The sequence below is a fragment of the Phenylobacterium sp. genome (assembly GCF_965284355.1).
Lineage (GTDB): Bacteria > Pseudomonadota > Alphaproteobacteria > Caulobacterales > Caulobacteraceae > Phenylobacterium.
This window is the reverse complement of record NZ_OZ260078.1, coordinates 861664-880000: the sequence shown is the minus strand read 5'-3', so window position 1 is coordinate 880000 and position 18337 is coordinate 861664. Positions and strand designations below refer to the sequence as shown.

12 protein-coding genes and 1 pseudogene (1 of these 13 cut by a window edge) are annotated in these 18337 nt (G+C 67.8%); 5 read left to right on the top strand and 8 right to left on the bottom strand.

The genetic code is table 11. From position 1 onward, the window contains the following. Nucleotides 1-923: the 5' portion of a pyruvate kinase gene (gene pyk, locus ACQ66R_RS04360; RefSeq protein ID WP_430419564.1), read on the bottom strand. It extends 505 nt beyond the left edge of the window; only the first 923 of its 1428 coding nucleotides appear in the window; its start codon is at nt 921-923; its stop codon lies beyond the left edge, outside the window. 173 nt (nt 924-1096) lie between these two features. Here pyk and ACQ66R_RS04355 point away from each other — a divergent pair, with 173 nt between their 5' ends. The 3 genes from ACQ66R_RS04355 to ACQ66R_RS04345 all read left to right on the top strand — a co-directional run bounded on the left by ACQ66R_RS04355 (nt 1097) and on the right by ACQ66R_RS04345 (nt 4677). Continuing rightward, on the top strand, nt 1097-1450 hold the full coding sequence (locus ACQ66R_RS04355) for a DUF1428 domain-containing protein (protein WP_430419563.1): 354 nt from the start codon (nt 1097-1099) through the stop codon (nt 1448-1450). Nucleotides 1451-1572: 122 nt separating this feature from the next. Further along, nucleotides 1573-3387, top strand: a complete 1815-nt coding sequence (locus tag ACQ66R_RS04350; protein ID WP_430419561.1) for a transglycosylase domain-containing protein — start codon at nt 1573-1575, stop codon at nt 3385-3387. A 105-nt stretch (nt 3388-3492) separates the two neighbouring features. Further along, a complete protein-coding gene (locus tag ACQ66R_RS04345; RefSeq protein WP_430419560.1) occupies nt 3493-4677 on the top strand; it encodes a CaiB/BaiF CoA transferase family protein in 1185 nt (394 codons plus the stop codon). Here the strand turns inward: ACQ66R_RS04345 and ACQ66R_RS04340 are convergent. The 4 genes from ACQ66R_RS04340 to ACQ66R_RS04325 form a co-directional block, all read right to left on the bottom strand. After that, nucleotides 4674-6095, bottom strand: coding sequence for a glycoside hydrolase family 28 protein (locus ACQ66R_RS04340; protein ID WP_430419559.1), 1422 nt, complete (start codon nt 6093-6095; stop codon nt 4674-4676). The genes ACQ66R_RS04345 and ACQ66R_RS04340 overlap by 4 nt on opposite strands. A gap of 82 nt (nt 6096-6177) precedes the next feature. Then, nucleotides 6178-9156, bottom strand: coding sequence for a TonB-dependent receptor (locus tag ACQ66R_RS04335; RefSeq protein WP_430419557.1), 2979 nt, complete (start codon nt 9154-9156; stop codon nt 6178-6180). Nucleotides 9157-9334: 178 nt separating this feature from the next. Next, nucleotides 9335-10918, bottom strand: coding sequence for a family 43 glycosylhydrolase (locus ACQ66R_RS04330; protein WP_430419555.1), 1584 nt, complete (start codon nt 10916-10918; stop codon nt 9335-9337). 5 nt (nt 10919-10923) lie between these two features. Next, nucleotides 10924-13719, bottom strand: coding sequence for a TonB-dependent receptor (locus tag ACQ66R_RS04325; RefSeq protein ID WP_430419553.1), 2796 nt, complete (start codon nt 13717-13719; stop codon nt 10924-10926). A 132-nt stretch (nt 13720-13851) separates the two neighbouring features. On the opposite strand from ACQ66R_RS04325, the gene ACQ66R_RS04320 reads away from it, so the two are divergent. Beyond that, on the top strand, nt 13852-14172 hold the full coding sequence (locus ACQ66R_RS04320) for a helix-turn-helix domain-containing protein (RefSeq protein WP_430419551.1): 321 nt from the start codon (nt 13852-13854) through the stop codon (nt 14170-14172). Between the two features lie 56 nt (nt 14173-14228). Here the strand turns inward: ACQ66R_RS04320 and ACQ66R_RS04315 are convergent. Continuing rightward, nucleotides 14229-14983: pseudogene (locus tag ACQ66R_RS04315) on the bottom strand (IS5 family transposase). Between the two features lie 77 nt (nt 14984-15060). Beyond that, nucleotides 15061-16500 (bottom strand): mannitol dehydrogenase family protein, encoded by a 1440-nt coding sequence (locus tag ACQ66R_RS04310; RefSeq protein ID WP_430419549.1) that lies wholly within the window; start codon nt 16498-16500, stop codon nt 15061-15063. 156 nt (nt 16501-16656) lie between these two features. Here ACQ66R_RS04310 and ACQ66R_RS04305 point away from each other — a divergent pair, with 156 nt between their 5' ends. Next, complete coding sequence (locus tag ACQ66R_RS04305) at nt 16657-17712, top strand: LacI family DNA-binding transcriptional regulator (RefSeq protein WP_430419547.1); 1056 nt, start codon at nt 16657-16659, stop codon at nt 17710-17712. A 4-nt stretch (nt 17713-17716) separates the two neighbouring features. Here ACQ66R_RS04305 and ACQ66R_RS04300 read toward each other — a convergent pair whose 3' ends face one another. Beyond that, on the bottom strand, nt 17717-18307 hold the full coding sequence (locus ACQ66R_RS04300) for a TetR/AcrR family transcriptional regulator (RefSeq protein ID WP_430419545.1): 591 nt from the start codon (nt 18305-18307) through the stop codon (nt 17717-17719). Nucleotides 18308-18337: the final 30 nt, after the last annotated feature.

The window sequence follows — 18337 nt, the reverse complement described above, 5'->3', positions numbered from 1 at the left end:
TCGGCGCCGTCGAACACCGCAGTGGCCACATCGGAGGCTTCGGCCCGCGTGGGGGCCGGGTTCTCGATCATGCTCTCCATCATCTGGGTCGCGACGATGACCGGCTTTCCGTGACGATGAGCGGCGCGGATCAGGCGCTTCTGGATCAGCGGCACGTCCTCGGCCGGCAGCTCCACGCCCAGGTCGCCCCGGGCCACCATGATGGCGTCGGACAGCCGCATCACCTCATCGATCGATTGCAGCGCGCCAGGTTTCTCGATCTTGGAGAGAATGAAGGCGCGGTCGCCCACCAGCTCGCGGGCTTCCTCCACGTCCTCCGGGCGCTGCACGAACGACAGGCCGATGTAGTCGCAGCCGTGCTCCAGTGCGAACGCCAGGTCGGAGCGGTCCTTGGAGGTCAGCGCCGGAATCGGAAGAGTCAGCCCAGGAAGGTTGACGCCCTTGTGGTCGCTGAGGCGGCCGCCCACGATCACGCGGGTCTCAAGGAAGTCCGGCGTCTGGCGAGTGACTTCGAGGCGCACCTTGCCGTCGTCGAGCAGCAGCACCGAGCCTGGCGACGCCGCAGCCATGATCTCGGGGTGAGGCAGCTGCACACGCTGGCCGTCGCCGGGGCGTTCCTGCAGATCGAGGCGCAGGGTCCGGCCCCATTGGAGCACGACCCCGCCGCCGGCGAAGCGACCGACCCGGAGCTTTGGGCCCTGGAGGTCGGCGAGGATGCCGATCGGGCGCCCTGTCTTCTTTTCCACCTTGCGGATGCGATCGACGACCTCGGCGTGGCCATCCTGGCTGCCGTGGCTGAAGTTCAGCCGGAAGACGTCTGCGCCGGTACGGAACAGTTCCTCCAGCCGCTCGAGGCTCGACGAGGCAGGGCCGATGGTGGCCACGATTTTCACCCGCCGGCGGCGCCGGATGCCTTCAGCCACGCGGGTGGTCTCCTTGCAGAACGGTCCGGGAATCGGAGCGACCCCTGACGCCCGAATTTGACGGTCATGGGGCTCGCCAGCAAGCAACCGTCACGCCAATGATCCGGTTTCCATTGTCGGAATGGCCTGGGGCCCAACGTCCTAGGTCCATGAGACGGATGAAGGAGGGTTCCATGCCCTACGTGGACGGGTTCGTGCTGGCGGTGCCGAAGGCGAACCTCGAGGCGTACAAGGAGATGGCGCGCATTGGCGGCGAGGTGTGGATGGACCACGGCGCGCTCAGCTACGTCGAGTGCATCGGCGACGACGTCCCGATGGGCGAACTCACGTCGTTCCCCCGCGCCGTGCAGGCGAAAGACGACGAGGTCGTGGTTTTCTCCTGGATCACCTACGAGAGCCGGGCGAAGCGCGACGAGGTCAACGCCAAGGTGATGGCCGACCCGCGGATGAGGGGCTCGCCCGACAACATGCCGTTCGATGGCAAGCGGATGATCTTCGGGGGCTTCGAGAGCTTTCTCACTCGCTAGCAGAACCCGTGCAGATGCGGTCCCGATGCCGCGCAACAGGGTCGCATTACCGCGATTTATGTTGGCCCTGAGCGCGGCGCGGGGGAGAGAAGGCCCGGGACGCGTACCTGGAGCCGCTTGCCTTGATCTCCGAACTCGCCGCGCTGGCCCTGGCCGCGCAGGGCCCCGAGCTGCCGCGCATGCCGGCCATCCAGCGACAGCCTCAGATCACCTATGTCGACCGCAGCGGCGCCGTAATCGGTGTGCGGGGTGGTCGCTATGCGCCGCCGGTCGACGTGAACCGGCTGCCCAAGCACGTACCGGGCGCGATCGTCGCGATCGAGGATCGCCGCTTCTATGAGCATACCGGGTTCGATCCGCGCGGCATGGCCAGCGCCGTCGTCGGCGGCCTGACCGGCGGGCGCATGCGCGGCGCATCCACCATCACCCAACAGACCGCGCGGTTGCTGTTCCTGAACCAGGACCGCACGCTGGAGCGCAAGGCGATCGAGCTGGTCTATGCCGTCGAGCTGGAGAAGACCTACTCCAAGGCCCAGATCCTCGGCATGTACATGAGCCGCGCCTACTTCGGCGCGGGCGCCTACGGCTATGAGGCTGCGGCTCAGCGCTACTTCAACAAGTCGGCGGCGAAGCTGTCGATCAAGGAAGCCGCCATGCTGGCGGGCGTCCTGAAGTCGCCGGTGAACTACGACCCGATCAACCAGTACGACGCCTGCCTGGAGCGGGCGAACCTGGTGCTGGACGTGATGGTCGAGAACGGGGTCATCACCGGCGCCGAGCGCGACAAGGCCAAGAAGCAGAAGCCCCGGGTTTGGAAGACCTCGCCAAATGGGGCGGCGCAGTACTTCGTGGACTGGGTGGACGGCGAGGTCCGCCGCATGGTCCCCAAGCCCAATCGCGACCTGATCGTCGAGACCACGCTGGACCAGGCGATGGAGCGCGCGGCAGGCGAGGCGGCCAAGGCGGTCGTGGCCCGCCACAAGGCCCAGGCCACCGACCAGGCCGCAATCGTGGCCATCGACGGGCAGGGGCGTGTGCGCGCCTTGGTGGGCGGGACCGATCACGCCGCCGCGCCCTACAACCGCGCCGTCAACGCGCGGCGGCAGGCGGGATCGGCGTGGAAGCCGTTCGTCTACCTGACCGCCCTGGAGCAGGGGCGGACGCCCGCGACCGAGGTGATCGACGAGCCGGTGACGATCAATGGCTGGTCGCCCAGCAACTACGACGCCGGCAGCTATCTGGGGCCGATCACCCTGGAGCTGGCGCTGGCCAAGTCGGTGAACACCGTCGCAGCGCGTCTGGCCGACGAGGTGGGCCGCCCGAACATCGCCGCAACCGCGCGGCGGATCGGGATTCAGTCCACGGTCAACACCGACCCGGCGATGGCGCTGGGCACCACGCTGGTCTCGCCGCTGGAGATGACCCAGGCGTATGCCGCCTTTTCGAACGGCGGCAACCGCGTGCAGGCCTACGGCATCGAGCGGATCCGTTCGGGCGGTCAGGTCATCTATCAGAAGCGGCCCCTCGCGCCGGTCCCGGCCATCGCCAACCCGGCGCTCAGCGAGCTGAACCAGATGATGCGCACCGTCATGGTGGGCGGCACCGGCGGCCGCGCGGCTGTGCCGGGCTACGACCTCGCCGGCAAGACGGGCACCACCTCGGACTACAAGGACGCCTGGTTCTGCGGCTACACCGGCTACCTCGCCAGCTGCACCTGGATGGGGCGGGATGACGCCAAGCCGATGGGGCGGATCAGCGGCGCCACGGCGCCGGCCGAGATGTGGCGCCAGTTCATGAGCACGGCGCTGAAGCGGGTCCCGACCCAGGCCATCCCCATGGGGCCCGCTGCGCCGACCCCCGCGCCGCCGGTTCAGGTGGCGAGCCAGCAGACGGCCGATGATGCCGACCAGGCCGCGGAAGAACCTCCGACCGACTGAGCTGGTCGCCGCGCCCCCTGGACTGACGCCCGGGCATGCCGAAGTAATGCCGGGGAGTCGCGCGCCATTCACAGAGACGCGACCTGAACTCGGGGAGGCGGGCCGATGTCGACGGGCCTATTCAGCGACCTGTTGGTCGTGGACTGCGCGAGCTTCATTGCGGGGCCGGCGGCGGCGACGGTGCTGAGCGACTTCGGCGCGCGGGTGATCAAGATCGAGCCGCCGGGGATCGGCGACGCCTATCGCAACCTCTTCCGCCTGCGCGGCACGCCCGACGACGTGGATTACTTCTGGGCGCTCGACAGTCGCAACAAGGAGAGCCTGGCGCTGGATCTGCACAGGCCCGAGGCCCAGGCCGTGCTGCGGACGCTGGTCGGCAAGGCCGACGTCTTCATCACCAACATCCCATTCCCTGCGCGCGAGCGGCTGGGCGTGCGCGCCCAGGACCTGATGCCGCTCAATTCGCGGCTGATCTATGCGTCGCTCACGCCCTACGGAGAGCACGGGCCTGAGCGCGACCGCACCGGGTTCGACGCCACCGTCTGGTGGGCCCGCTCGGGGCTGATGGACCTGGTCCGCCCGACCGCCGGCGCCGAGCCCGCGATCTCGATGCCGGGGATGGGCGATCACCCCACGGCGATGGCGATGTACGGTGCGATCCTGACCGCGCTCTACAAGCGCCAGCTGACCGGCGAGGGCTCGGAAGTCAGCACCTCGCTGCTGGCGAACGGGCTGTGGGCCAACGGCTGCCAGGTCCAGGCCGCGCTGTGCGGCTACGAGTTGGCGCCGCGGCCGAAGCGCGGCGACCGGGGCGCGCTGAACGAGATGTATCGCGCCAGCGACGACCGCCACTTCATCATCGCCAGCACCAATCCGGCCCGCGACTGGCCGCTCCTGGCCAAGGCGGTCGGGCATGCAGAATGGCTGGAGGACCCGCTGTTCGCGACCCCGGAAGCCCGCCTGCTGAACGGGCCGGACCTGGTCGCCAGGTTCGACGCGACGTTCGCCGAGCACCCCTACGAGCACTGGGCGAAGATCCTGTCCGAGGGCGACGTCACCTTCGGCGTTGTGGCGACGATCTACGACCACTTCACCGACGGCCAGATCGAGGCGAACGGCCTGTTCCCCGAGTTCTCGGACCATTGGCTGCGGACCGTCGACAGCCCGTTCCAGGTTCAGGGCGAGGCCAAGCTGCCCCCGCGCATGGCGCCGGACATCGGCCAGCACACCCGCGAGCTCCTGGCCGAACTGGGCTGTTCGCCGGCCGAGATCGAGGCGCTTACGAGCTAGGTCGTCGCGGTGAGATCGCTGGTCGGGCGGCCGTTCACCCGGACGTTCTGCAGCTTCAGCCCCTTCACGTGCCTGACGATCGAGGGCTCGCCGACACCCTGGAAGTCGCAGTTGCGGACCGTGAAGGTCTCGACCGGCGCCTTGGGCAGCCCCTGCAGGTCGACGGCGCGCCGGCTCCTGGCGCTGCGGACACGCTCGATCACCACGTCGCGCAGGACCGGCGTGAAGCGTCCCTCGGCGCCTTCCTCGTAGTTGAAATCCACGGTCACGACCGCGCGACGCACCTCTCCGACCTCGAGGTTGCGGTAGCGGACATGCTCGACGATCCCGCCGCGGAGCGCATTGTTCTTGAAGCGGATCGCGTGGTCGAGGTTGGGGCTGTCGAGCTTGCAGCCTTCCGCGAACACGTTGCGGACATGGCCTGAGATCTGGCTGCCGATGGTGATACCGCCGTGTCCGTCGGCCATGCGGCAGTTGCGGATGACCACGTTCTGGCAGGGCACGCCCACGCGGCGTCCATCCTCGTTGCGGCCCGAATTGAGCGCGATGCAGTCATCGCCGGTGGCGAAGCGGCAGCCCTCGATCAGGACGTCGGTGCAGGACTCGGGATCGCAGCCATCGTTGTTCGGGCCGTGGCTGTCGATGTCCAGGCCGCGGACGGTGACGTTGGTGCAGAGTACCGGGTGGACCTGCCAGAAGGGAGAACGACGCAGACTGACCCCTTCGATCAGGACGTTCCTGCAGCGGTAGGGCTGAAGGAACGGCGGGCGCAGGTAGCTGCCTTCGCCGTACAGCCGCTCGGCCACCGGCGTGCGGTCCTCGGCCATCTGGAACAGGCGCGCGCGCGCCGGGCGCTGATCGGGCATGCCGTCGGCCCAGCCGTGCTGGTTCTGTTTCCAGGGGCCTTTCCAGGTCCACCAGTGCTCGCGGCTGCACTGGCCGTCCAACGAGCCCTTGCCGGTGATGGCGATGTTCTCGCAGTCGATCGCATAGACGAACGGCGAGTAGTTCATGAGCTCCACGCCCTCCCACCGCGTGAAGACCAGCGGGAGATAGGCTTTGGGGTCGGTCTTGAAGAGGATCGTCGCGCCCGCCTGGACGTGCAGGTTCACGTTGCTTTTCAGGTGGATCGGGCCGGTGAGCCAGCTGCCGGGCGTCACCACCACCCGGCCGCCGCCGGCGGCGTGACAGGCGGCGATGGCCTTTCGGAAGGCCTCGGTCGAGTCGTCGACGGCGTCGGGATCGCCACCGAAGTCGGCGAGCCGGAAGTCGCGGTCGGGGAAGGTCGGCGGCTTGATGCGGGCGAGGATCTCGCGGGCCATGGCCCAATCGTCCGTCGCAGGGGCATCGGCCCGGGCCAGGCCGGGCGCGAGCGCCATGGCCGCGCCGGAGAGGAAAAGGTCCCGGCGGCTCAACATGCCGAAGCTCCCAATGTCAGAGGGCTCGATCTGAGACAGGCGAGCCGGGCGGCTGTTCGGGCAGCCCGGTCGCGAAGGCGCGTCAGAAGCTGTAGCGGGCGCCGATGTAGAGCTGGCGGCCGAAGTGGTGATTGGTCCAGGTCCGGCTGGCGTCGGTGTCGTTGCGCTGCTGGCTGTCTTCGTCGGTCAGGTTGAGGCCCTCGATGGTCAGCTTCAGCTTTTCGGTCAGCTGGTAGCTGACGTTGGCGTCGATGGTCGTCGTCGACGGCACCCAGTCGGCGTCCTGGTAGTCCTGCCGGCGGCCGGTGATCAGGCTGCCCTGGTTGCCGGACGGAACGGCGAACAGGTAGTTCGACCGGTGGGAGAGCGAGACACGCGCCGAGAACTTGGCGTCCTCGTAATACAGCGTCGCGTTGTAGGCGTTCTTGGACACGTTGGTCGGGCGGTTCTCCAGCTCAAGACCGGCCGGGCAGACGCCGTTGACCGGCGTGCCGGCGCAGAATTTCTGGCTGCCCTTCACATAGGTGTAGTTCAGCAGAGTCCCGAAGTTGCCGACCCAGTCCGGCAGGTTGAAGGCCTCGACCAGCGGCGTGAACGGCTGCTGGATGTTGACCTCGAAGCCCTTCAGCGGGTCGCCGCCCTTGGTGTTGATCGTGGTCGTGAACTGGGTGTCGTCGTTCACGGTGCGACCCGTGCCGGCCAGCAGCTCGGGCGGGAAGCCGAACGAGGAATAGGGGCCCGTCAGGCGGACCGTCGTGAAGTCGGTCTTGAAATCCTTCAGGAAGAAGCCGACGGCCACCAGCGACTTGCCGCCCGGGTACCACTCGAACGACAGGTCGTAGGTGGTCGCCTTCTGCGGCGCCAGGTTCGGGTTGCCGGCGGTGATGGTCAGGTTGCCGGTGGTGTTGAGCGTACCGCCGGGGTTCAGAGCGCCCAGACCCGGACGCACCATCACCTTGGCCGCCGCGGCGCGGACCAGGATGTCGGGGGTGACCTCGGCCACCACGTTCGCGGCCGGCAGCCAGTTGTCATAGCTGTTCTTGACCGTCAGCAGCACGGGGGCGCCGGCGGCGAAGGTGTAGCCCTCGGCCGTCAGGTCGGTGTCGACGTAGCGGAGGCCGAAGTCGCCGCGCAGGCGCCAGGGCAGCACATCGGTGTCGAAGTCGACCTGGACGTAGCCGGCGGTGCTCTCTTCGGTGATGTCGCGCCAGTTGCCGCGGGCGTTGGTGTTCTCGATGCCCTGGAGTGCGAACGTGCCCACGCCGGAGTAGATGCCGTAGGCGGTTGCGACCGCGTCGAAGTTCGGGATGACCCAGCTGGTCGGGATGTTGGTTCCGCCGAAGTGGCGGCCGAAGCCTGTCAGTTGCTCGGAGATGGTGGCCATCGTCGTGCCGGCCGGCATCGCGGGGATCGCGAACTCGGTGGCGCGGCGGTATTCCTGGCTGGAGTTGTTGTACTTCTTCCACGTGCCGCCAAAGCGTACCGTGAAGGTGTCATTGATGTCCCAGGCGCCGTCGCCCGACACGATGTCGAAGCTGTTCTGCACGTACTGCGGACGCAGGCGGACTTCCGACGGACGCGCCGTGCCGTTGGTGTTGGCGTTGGAGAACGTGAAGGCGTTGGGATCGGTGACGTCGAAGCCCCAGGTGATGTTGGGCGCCCGCGGGTTCTCGCGGGCGTCGTAGACCCAGCCGTCCTGGTTGGCGCGGTCGAAGGTGATCGTGGTCTGGATCGGGTTCTTGAAGCTGGACTTCGATGTGCCCACCATACCGCTCACGCGGAAGCTGTCTGAGAACTCGTGGCTGCCTGAGAACGAGTACTGGCTGAAGATCGTCCGCAGGCGGTCCTCGCGGCTCTCGATGCGGATGTCGACGTTGTCGAACACGCCGTAATTCAGCGTGCCGAACGAGTCGGTCTCGAACACCCGGGGGATCATGTAGGGCTTGCCGAACTCGGGCGAGGCGGCGCCGCGGCTGAATGAGATTCCCTCCAGGTAGTTCTCGGTCCGGTGCGACTTGAAGTCGGAGTAGAGGTAGTCGAACGAGAACTTGGTGCGGTCGGTGGGCTTCCACTGGACCGATCCGGTGATGCCCAGACGTTCCTGTTCGTAGTCGAGGCGGGCGAAGCGCGGAATGCGGGGCGTCCAGCTGCCGGGATCCGAGGCGCGCTGGAAGGCGGCGATGTTCTCGGCCGTGCCGGGCAGGCGCGGGTTTCCGGCGAAGCAGTTGTTGGCGTCGGAGCCGACCGTGGCGTTCGCCCCGGGATTGAACTGCTGGCCAGAGGTCGTGGCGTTGGTGTCGAAGCCGACGGGGCTGCACCAGCCGCCGTTCGACGAGCCCTCGGCCCACCGCACGGTGTTGTAGCCCTCTTCCCGAACCCGGCGCTCGGAGTAGGCCGCCGAGACCAGGACGCCGAGCGTCCCGTCCAGGAACTTCTGCGAGATGAGGCCGGCGAAGCGCGGGTCCCACTTCTTGGAAAGGTCGTTGTAGCCGTACTGGCCCGAGACGCTGATCACGCGATCGTCGCTGAAGTCGAGCGGGCGCGAAGTGGTGAGGTCGACGGTCGCGCCCAGCGAGCCTTCCTCGACGCTGGCCGAGGAGGTCTTGCGCACCGCCAGCTGGTTGAAGAGCTCAGACGCGAAGACGTTGAAGTCGAAGGAGCGGGCGCGGTTGGCGCCGCCGTCGGCGTCGGAGCCGCCCGTGGTGGTCAGGCCTTCCATGCCGTTGATGCGCACGCGCGTCGAGCCGGGGCCCAGGCCACGGACGGTGATGTTGCGACCTTCGCCGGCCGAGCGGGTAATGGCCACGCCGGGGATGCGCTGCAGCGACTCGGCGAGGTTGTTGTCGGGGAACTTCGCGATGTCCTCGGCCTTGATGGCGTCGACGACGCCGGCCTCGCTCTTCTTGATCGCGATGGCGTTTTCAATGGCCGCGCGGAAGCCGGTGACGACGACTTCTTCGACCTCGTCAGGGGCCGTCGCGGCCTGAGCGGAAGCCTGGCTCGCGAGGCCCAGGCCCAGGGCCAGCATGGACGCGCCGCAGACCAGTTGGCGCAGACGCATTTCGCCCGTTCGGACCATAAGCTTAACCCTCCCCATGCGCCGGTGTTTTCCCGGCCGTCGCCGAATGGTCGGCTTTGCCACCGGTGGCGCCCTTAGTGACACCGGTGTCATGTAGGGTAGCCAAACCGTGTCGAAATGCAATGGCGCAGGCGCCACAGTGGCGCGGTTTCCGTTTCGACTACGGCAACGCGCGATAGATCAGACGCCTGAACCGGGCCTCGCCGCGGCCCGCTGCGAACAGGGCGGGGCGCAGAGCCATGAAGCCGCCGCGGACGTTGTGGTGATAGCCCGAGACTTCCATCTGCCGATCGAACTTGGTCCACGTCCGGCCGTCCGGGCTTGTGTGGAAGGTGACGATGTGGCGGTCGTTCTTCATGCGGATGTGCATGCGCCGCCCGTTCGGATTGGCGGGGCGGCCGCGCTCGATCCCGTACTGGTGGGTGACGAAGGTCGTCGGGTTGAACGACAGGCCGCAATAGAGCTGCTTGTCGTAGAACAGCAGGATCCCGGCCGAGCCGTCGGCGGGGATTTCGATATCGACCTCGACCTCATAGGCCTGGTCGGGCGCGATGAAGGTGAGGGGCGGGGAGTCCTTGGGCGCCGTCCCGCGCGCGGTCAGAACCAGCGCGTTGTCGAAGCGCACCCGCCTGAGCTCGTCCGGCGCCGGGTCGGCGAACCCCCATTGCACGCCCAGTTTGGAGACGGCGAAGTCGTCGGAAAGGGCCAGGCCGTGCTGACCCGGCTTGCCGCCCTTGGGCTTCCTGAGGGGTTTCGACAGGTCGCCGCCCCTGGCGCGGAACCAGCCGTCGGCGGTCCATTCGATCGGGTCCAGCAGGCACTGGCGGCCCAGGGTCCAGAAGCCGTTCTCATAGCCGTGGTAGACCATCCACCAGTCGCCGGCCGGCCCCTCGACCAGGGTGGCATGACCTCGGGACCACCACGTCTCGGCGGCCGAGACGGTGCGCACGACGGGGTTGTGCGGGCAGTTCTCCCAGGGGCCATGGATCGAGCGCGAGCGGGCGACGATGACCATGTGGCCGGTGGGCGGTCCCGCCGTGCCGCCGACTGCGGTGATCTGATAGAACCACTCGCCGCGCCGCGTGATCTTCGGTCCCTCGGGCGCGAAGCCCTCGACGTCCCAGTCGGCCGGATAGCGCCACGGATCGTAGACGTGCTCGACCGGGCCGTCGGTGGAGAGCCCGTCGTCGCTCAGCCGCACGCGGTCTCCACCCGACAGGAACAGGTAGCGCCTGCCGTCCTCGCCGACCGCATGGCCAGGATCGATGTGGGCCGGCAGCTTCAGGTCGATCGGCTCGCTCCAGGGGCCGCGAATGTCGTCGGCCCAGATGACGTAGATCGAGCGGCGGTCCGGATACCGGGCCGGGATGTAGATGTAGTAACGACCCTGATGCTTGATCAGTTCGCAGGCCCAGACCGAGCCGATCGGCGTCCTGAGCGCCGAGGTGATCGGGGCCCAGTTCACCAGGTCCTGCGAATGCCAGATCACCACGCCGGGATAGGCCTCGAAGGACGAGAACGTCATGTAGTAGTCGGCGCCGTCCTTGAGAATCGTGGGATCCGGACGGTCGCCGGCGAAGATGGGGTTCAGGAACGTCCCGTCGCCCAGGTCGGCGGTGCGCTGCCCCTCGACACCGCGTCGCCAGGTTGGACCTGCCGTTCGAGAAGAGGGGGCGGCCGCTTCCGGGAAGGCGGCGGCCGCGCCGAAGACGCCGAAGGCCGTGCGGCGGGTCAGCTGCGCCATGGGCGTCAGAACTTGTAGCGGACGCCCACGTAGAACTGCCGGCCGGTATGGACATATTCCTCCGAGCTCTTGCGCTCGGACGAGATCCAGCGGTCGTCAAACTCGTCGGTGAGGTTGATGCCCTCGACCGACAGCGTGAGCTTGTCGGTGATCTCGTAGCTGGCCGAGGCGTCGAAGTTCAGGGTGGAGAACTTGCCGCGCACGTCGTTGCCGTTGCCGCCCGGGACCGTGCTGAGATAGCCGTCGCGGTACGAGGCCGAGACCCGGGCCTTCATCTTCTCGTACTCGTAGTAGAGCGTTGCGTTGAACGAGTAGGGCGACAGGCCCACCAGCGGCTGGACAACCGTCGTCGGCGGGTTGGAGGCCGCGTTGGTGATGTATTCGATGTCGGACTTCACGTAGGTGAAGTTCACGATGCCCCCGAAGCGGTCGAACGGCCCGGGCAGGAACGTAAAGGGCCGCTGGATGCTGGCCTCGAGGCCCTTCAGCGAACCGCCGTCGGTGTTCTGCTGCTGCGTGACCGTGAAGATCGTCTCCGGCGTGTTGCCGTTGGACAGCAGGCTGGGCGGCAGACCGGTTTCCGAGAACGGGATCGTCGAAGCCGCGCTCTGAATGTAGCTCTTCAGGTCCTTGTAGAAGAACCCGAGCGTGAACTGGGTCTCGCTGTCGGGATACCACTCGAACGACAGGTCGAAGGTGTCGGCCCGGATCGGCTCCAGCAGCGGGTTGCCGATGCTGAGCGTGCGCGCGGTGTTGTTGATCGTGCCGCCGGGGGTCAGGTTCGGCAGCTGTGGCCGCGACATGACCTTCGTCGCGGAGAAACGAACCATCACGTCGTCGATCGGCTCGATCACCAGGTTCAGCGAGGGCAGGGTGTCCTTGTAGCTGCGCGCGACGTTGACGTAGTTCACGCCCACGAAGCCGCGGGCTTCCTGGTCGGTGCGGGCGTGGCGGATGCCGATGTTGCCGCGCACCGGCATGCCGCCGATCTCGGTGTCGAAGTCGGCCTGCATGTAGACCGAGAAGTCACGCTCCTCGACGTCACGATTAGCGCCGCGCTGATTGTCGCCGGACAGTCGGAAGTCGCCGAACTGGTTGATGCAGTTGCAGTTGATGCCCAGGGCGTCGGCCACCTTCTCCAGGTCGGGCGAGAGCCACGAGGTGGGCGTGCCGGCGGGCAGGTTCAGGCCCTTGCCGAACCCGGTGACCAGCTTGGACAGGGTGGCGATGGTGACGCCCGGAGGCAGGGCCACGGCGCCCTCGGTGACGCCGCCGATCACGAAGCGGCGCTGCTCCTGGGTGCGGAAGTCGTACTCCTTGTAGAGCAGGCCGCCCTTCAGCTGGAACACGTCGTTGACGTCGAACTCGAGGTCGGCGCGCACGTTCTTGAGCACATTGACCGTCTTGTTCGGCCGCATGCGGATCAGCGAGGCGTCGCCCAGCGCCAGGGTCGTGCCGAAGCTCCAGGACGCCGGATTGGTGACGTCGAACCCGTAGTTGAAGCCGGGCTGCTTCAGGCTCTGCGAGTAGTCGTACTGATAGCCGTCGCTGTCGTAGCGATCGAACGAGATGGTCGTCTGGACCGGGTTGTTCTGGATCGAGGTGGACCGTCCGATCAGCAGCGAGCCGCGGAAGCGGTCGTTGAACTCGTGGTCGATCTGCAGGGCGATCTGGTTGAACTCGGTCTTCAGCCGATCGTAGCGATCCTCGGTGCGGACATCGACGTCGTCGAAAGTGGCTGAGACCAGATGGCCCTTGGAATCGAAGACCGGGTTGCGCACGTCGGTCTGCGGGTTGCCCTGGCCCGACCGGCTGAACGAGATCACCTCCAGGTAGTTCTCACGCCGGCTGCCGTCGAGCAGGGCGTAGAGCCCGTCGAGGGTGAAGGTGGTGCTGTCGACGGGCTTGAACTGGATCGCCCCGGTGGCGCCCGTGCGTTCCCAGTCGTAGGTCAGCCGTCCGTAGCGCGGGATGCGCGGGTGCCAGGACGAGTTGACGTTCGAATAGGTCCCCACCGGCACGTTGCAGGGCCCGGGCGTCTGGAAGCAGCCGGCCGAGTTGGTGAGTACGCTGGGGTTCTCCCAGCGGCCGGTGGACGAGCCTTCTTCCAGGGTCGTGCGCTTGGCGTAGGCCAGCGAGAACAGGGCGCCCAGCTTGCCGTCGAACCAGGTGTCGCTGAGCAGCAGGGTGCCGCGCGGGTCCCACTTCTTGGAGAGGTCGTTGTAGCCGTACTGGCCGCCGACGGCGACGACGCCTTCGCCATAGTCGAACGGCTTGGCGGTGCGCAGGTCGACGGTCGCGCCCAGTGAACCCTCTTCCACCTCGGCGGATTGCGACTTGCGCACCGTCAGACGGTTGAAGAGTTCCGAGGCGAAGATGTTGAAGTCGAACGAGCGGCCGCGGTTGGCGCCGCCCGATCCGTCCTTGCCGCCGGTGGTGGCCAGCGCCTCCAGGCCGTTCAGGCGGACGCGGGTGAAGTCCGAAGAGAGGCCGCGGACGGTGATGGTGCGGCCTTCGCCGCCGTCACGGTCGATGGCGACGCCGGGGATGCGCTGCAGGCTTTCGGCCAGGTTCAGGTCGGGGAAGTCGGCGATGTCCTCGGCGTTGATGACGTCGACGATGTCGGTCTCGGCCTTCTTGACCGAGATCGCGCTGGCCAGGCTTGCGCGGAAGCCCGTGACCACTACTTCCTGCACTTCGTCTTCGCTGGTCTGGGCGAGGGCCGGGCCGGCCAGGCCGGCGAGGATCAGGGTCGAAGCCCCGCAGGCCAGCATGCGCAGCCGCGTCGTCGTCGCAGTCATCGTCTCACTCCCCGAGCGCCACTGTATCGCGGCTTAGTGGTCCCCAACCGGCGCATGTTGCAATGACACCGGTGTCATATTACCCTGGGACTCGCTTCCAAAGGAGGCGAACGCCAGAACGCTGGAGGGAACATGTCTGTCGCTGACACCGGTGTCAACAACGTGACGCTTCAGCATGGCCGGATGGCCCGCCGGCCAAACCCCGTCTTCTCGGACGAGTATGGCGTGGTCCGCGACGTGCTGATCGGGGCGCGGCGTGAGGCCGGGCTGAGTCAGCGGGCGCTGGCGGCCAGACTGGGCAAGACCGGCTCGCACGTGGCGATGATCGAGCGCGGCCAGCGGCGCGTGGACCTGCTGGAATTCTGCCGGATCGCCGAGAGCCTGGGCTTGTCGCCAGATGCTCTCGTGGGGCGGATCACCACCCAGCTCTGCGCGTTACGCGCCGCGGCCTGAATGGGGAGCGCCCTCCTTACCCGTAGGGGGAGGAGAGACCTAGGTCCTGTGGACACTTATCGTAGCCACAAGACGATGGCGGCGAGGGTGACGATGGCGAGGTAGTTGCGGGCGGTCTTCTCGAAGCGGGTGGCGACGCGGCGGAACTGCTTGAGCCTTGAGAAGCAGCACTCGACCAGGTGGCGCTGAGCATAGAGCTGGGCGTCGAGGGGGTGCTTGATCGCGCGGGATGGGTTGTTCGGTATGACGGCGATCGCGCCCTTCTCAGCGATCTTCTGGCGCAGGCGATCTGAGTCGTAGGCGGTATCGGCCATCACTACGTCGGCGGCCAAGCCTTCGATCAAGGGTTCGGCCTGGGGTGCGTCGCCACGATGGCCGGCGGTGAGGCTGAACCGGACAGGACAGCCCAGGCCTCTGACCGCCATGTGGATCTTGGTGCTCAGGCCGCCGCGGGAGCGGCCAAGGGCCTGATCTTCAGACCCCCCTTTTTCGCGCCCGCCGCATGCTGGTGGGCGCGCACGATGGTCGAGTCGACGATCAGGTACTCGAAGTCCGGATCGTCCGAGAGCGCCTCGAAGATGCGCCACCAGACCCCTTTGGCGCTCCAGCGGCTGAAGCGCCGAAAGACCGTGTTCCAGTCCCCGAACACCTCGTGCAGGTCACGCCAGGGCGAACCCGTCCTGACGATCCAGAGCACGCCCTCGACGAACATCCGGTTGTCCCGACCCGTCGAGCCCTTCTGATCCGGCCGCCCGATGGTCAGCGGCGCGATCCGCTCCCACTGCTCATCGCTCAGCACCAGTCGATCCATCACACCCAAGACCGCCTCCAAAAAGCAGTCTTGAATCACGCTTCGGACCCAGCGTGAATCCTAAGAGTCCACAGCTCCTAGGCCGCGAGCACCACGTTTGGATCCGAACCGAGACCCCGATAGGCCTGCGCCACCGCAGCGCGGAACGTCGCGTCGGCGGCGAGCGCAGGCGGGAACACCTCCGACAGGGCCAGGAAGCGGTCGATATCGTCTTCGCCGTCGTCACAGCTTCGCCCGACGGCGGCCAGCGCCTCGGCCAGCGGATCGGTGAGGGCGGCGCCTGCCCGGGTCTGGCGCACCACAAAGCGCATCCACGCAGCGACGCCGACGACCAGTCGGTCGACCCGCCGACCGGCTCCTAGCGCTTCGGCGATCGTCTCCAGCAGCCGGAAGCGCAGCTTCTGCGAGCCGTCCCAGGCGATCTGCGACAGCTTGTGGACGATGGCTGGATTGCGGAAGCGAGCCAGGACCTTGCCGATGTATTCGGGAACGTCGAGTTCGGGGGCGTCCAGGCTGGCGGCGATGTCCTCGCGCATCATCGCCTCGACGAAGCCGGCCAGCCGCGGGTCGTTCATCGCGTCGAAGACCGTCGCGCAGCCAAGCCCCAGGCCCGCGTAGGCCAGGGTGGAGTGCGCGCCGTTCAGCAGCCGCAGCTTGGCGCGCTCGAACGGGGCGACAGCCTTGGCGACGGTGACGCCCGCTTCGCGAAAAAGATCGGCGTCGGCGCCCAACTGATCCTCGACCACCCACTGTACGAACCGCTCACGCTGGATTGGCCAGGCGTCTTCCAGCCCAAGGGCGCTGCGCACCTGCTGGAGTAGGGCGTCGTCGGTGGCCGGCGTGATCGAGTCGACCATGCTGGAGGGGAAGGGGGCTTCGCTCTCGATCCAGCGGGCCAACTCGCGGTCGCCGCGCGCCTCGCAGAAGGCGATCACGGCGCGGCGCAGCTTCAGGCCGTTGTCCGAGAGGTTGTCGCAGCTGATGGTCGTGAAGGCGGGCAGATCGTGACGGCGCCGTCGCGACAGGCCCTCGGCGATCCAGCCGATCAGGCTGGAGGGGTGCTCTCGCCGTTCCAGGTCGCGGCGGATGTCGGCGTGGTCCAGGTCGAGGTCACCGGCGGTGGTCAGGCAATAGCCCTTCTCGGTCACCGTTGCGGTCACGTAGCGGGCCTCGAGCAGGCGGCGGAAGACCAGGCTCGGGTCCTCGGGCGCGACGATCACCTGGAGGATCGAGCCCACCACCTGCAGCGCCGGCTCGGCTTCCTTCTCCACCAGGGTGTACAGCCCGTCCTGCGGCGCCAGGGCGTCGCGGACGTCGGGCGTGCGCAGAGAGACGGCGCAGACCCCCATGTCGGGCCGGCGCGACAGCATCCGGTCGAAGTACCAGGCCTGATGCGCGCGATGGAACGCGCCGGGCCCGAAATGCACCACGCCGATCCGGACCAGGTCGCGGTCGTAGGCCGGGAGGCCGACGGGCGGACCCACCTGGGCGAGCGTGGAATTGGACAGACGCGTCAACGCGGAAGGCCGTGCCGGAGCATCCGCGGATGGTAACCGGTGTCACCTATTCTGCAAGGGAAGGGCGGGCTTGTGGTTGCGGCCCGGCGCGGCGCAGGGGATATGAGGGCTAACAGTCGGCCCGAAGGATCGGTCACACCCCCCGTGAAGTCTCCGATGAGCAAGACGCCCACGCCCGAAGAGGGGGCCTCAGAAGGCCTGCGGCGACGCCCCACGATCAACGACATCGCCCGCCTAGCCGGCGTCTCCAAGAAGACCGTGTCGCGGGTGATCAACGCGTCGCCGTTCGTCCGCGACGACACGCGCGAGCGGATCCAGGCCGTCATCGCCGAACTGGGCTTCGCGCCCGACCCGCAGGCGCGGGGGCTGGCCTACGGCCGCGCGTTCCTGATCGGCCTCGTCTACGACAACCCCAATCCGCAGTACGTCGTGAACATGCAGCTGGGCCTGCTGGACGGCATGCGCAATTCCGGCTTCGAGCTGGTGGTGCACCCCTGCGACCGCTCCAGCCCCACGTTCCTGGACGACCTGCGGGCTTTCATCGAACGCCAGCGCCTGTACGGCGTGGTGCTGACGCCGTCGGTGTCCGAGGACGAGCGGGCGGCCAAGCTGATGGCCGACATCGGCTGCGCCTACGTCCGCGTGGCCTCGGTGACCCTGGACACACCCGACCACATGATCGAGACCCGCGACCGCCTGGGCGGACGCGAGGCCGCGGCCCACCTGGCCGAGCTGGGCCACACGAAGATCGCGTTCCTCTCCGGCCCGCCGACGTTCCGCTCCTCACACGAGCGGCGCTCGGGCTTCGAGGAGGCGCTGAACGAGCGCGGCCTGTCGCTGGCCAAGTCGTACGTGGCGGAGGGCGCCTACACCTACGACTCCGGCGTCGAGTGCGGGCGTGCGCTGCTCCAGATGGCCGACCGGCCCACGGCGATCTTCGCCGGCAACGACGAGATGGCCGCCGGCGTCCTGCAAGCCGCCCGGCAGCTGGGCGTCCGCGTGCCGGAGGATGTCTCGGTGGTGGGCTTCGACGACTTCCAGATCGCGTCCCGGCTATGGCCCACCCTGACCACTGTGCGGACCCCCACCCGCGAGATCGGCCGCCTGGCCGTGGAACGCCTGATGGGCCGTGAGGACGACACCCGCGACCCGAAGAGCCGCCTTCCCTCGCTGGTGGTGCGCGAGTCGACGGCGCCGCCTCCGAAGACCTGAGCCGTCAGCCGCAGCCCTGGCCCAGGCCTTCGGGCGGCTGACGTCTGAGCGCCCCCACTGGCGTCAGCACGGTCCGCTCGATGATCTCGGACATGGTCTCGGCGTCGACGCGGTCGAGGTTGCGGAGCCACCAGGCCAGCAGGTTCAGGATCGACGAGGTGATGTGGAACAGCAGCAGCTCGTCCAGCGGGTCGTGCGACGCTGACGAGCGGGCGCGGCCCAGGGTCTCGAGGGTCTGGCGCAGCATGCCGGCGCGCACCGTCTCTCCGGCGCCGCCGGCGATGAGGGCGCGGTGGATCGGCAGGTTGTCCTGGACGAAGGCGCAGAGCGAGCGGGCGGCGCCCCGGCGGTCCTTCTGCAGCAGGAGCGGCCGGACCTGGGTGAGGAAGTCGCCGGTCAGCGCGTCGGCCACGTCGGCCAGCAGGGCTTCCTTGTCCGCGTAATGCCGGAAGAAGGTGGCGTACCCGACGCCGGCGCGGGCGGCGATGGCGCGCACGGTGATCTCGTCCAGCGAACTCTCGGTGGCCATGTCGACCATGGCCTGCCGCAGTGCGGCTCTGGTGCGGACGATCCGGGCGTCGAGGGCGATTGACATGAAGCGGCTGCGGCCCGTTATGATCCAGTG

Excerpts from the sequence above, each read along its gene's own strand:
- ACQ66R_RS04355 (WP_430419563.1), top strand. The coding sequence starts at position 1,097 with ATGCCCTACGTGGACGGGTTCGTGCTGGCGGTGCCGAAGGCGAACCTC.
- ACQ66R_RS04345 (WP_430419560.1), top strand. The coding sequence starts at position 3,493 with ATGTCGACGGGCCTATTCAGCGACCTGTTGGTCGTGGACTGCGCGAGC.
- ACQ66R_RS04340 (WP_430419559.1), bottom strand. The coding sequence starts at position 6,095 with ATGTTGAGCCGCCGGGACCTTTTCCTCTCCGGCGCGGCCATGGCGCTC.
- ACQ66R_RS04335 (WP_430419557.1), bottom strand. The coding sequence starts at position 9,156 with ATGCGTCTGCGCCAACTGGTCTGCGGCGCGTCCATGCTGGCCCTGGGC.
- ACQ66R_RS04330 (WP_430419555.1), bottom strand. The coding sequence starts at position 10,918 with ATGGCGCAGCTGACCCGCCGCACGGCCTTCGGCGTCTTCGGCGCGGCC.
- ACQ66R_RS04325 (WP_430419553.1), bottom strand. The coding sequence starts at position 13,719 with ATGACTGCGACGACGACGCGGCTGCGCATGCTGGCCTGCGGGGCTTCG.
- ACQ66R_RS04320 (WP_430419551.1), top strand. The coding sequence starts at position 13,852 with ATGTCTGTCGCTGACACCGGTGTCAACAACGTGACGCTTCAGCATGGC.
- ACQ66R_RS04305 (WP_430419547.1), top strand. The coding sequence starts at position 16,657 with ATGAGCAAGACGCCCACGCCCGAAGAGGGGGCCTCAGAAGGCCTGCGG.
- ACQ66R_RS04300 (WP_430419545.1), bottom strand. The coding sequence starts at position 18,307 with ATGTCAATCGCCCTCGACGCCCGGATCGTCCGCACCAGAGCCGCACTG.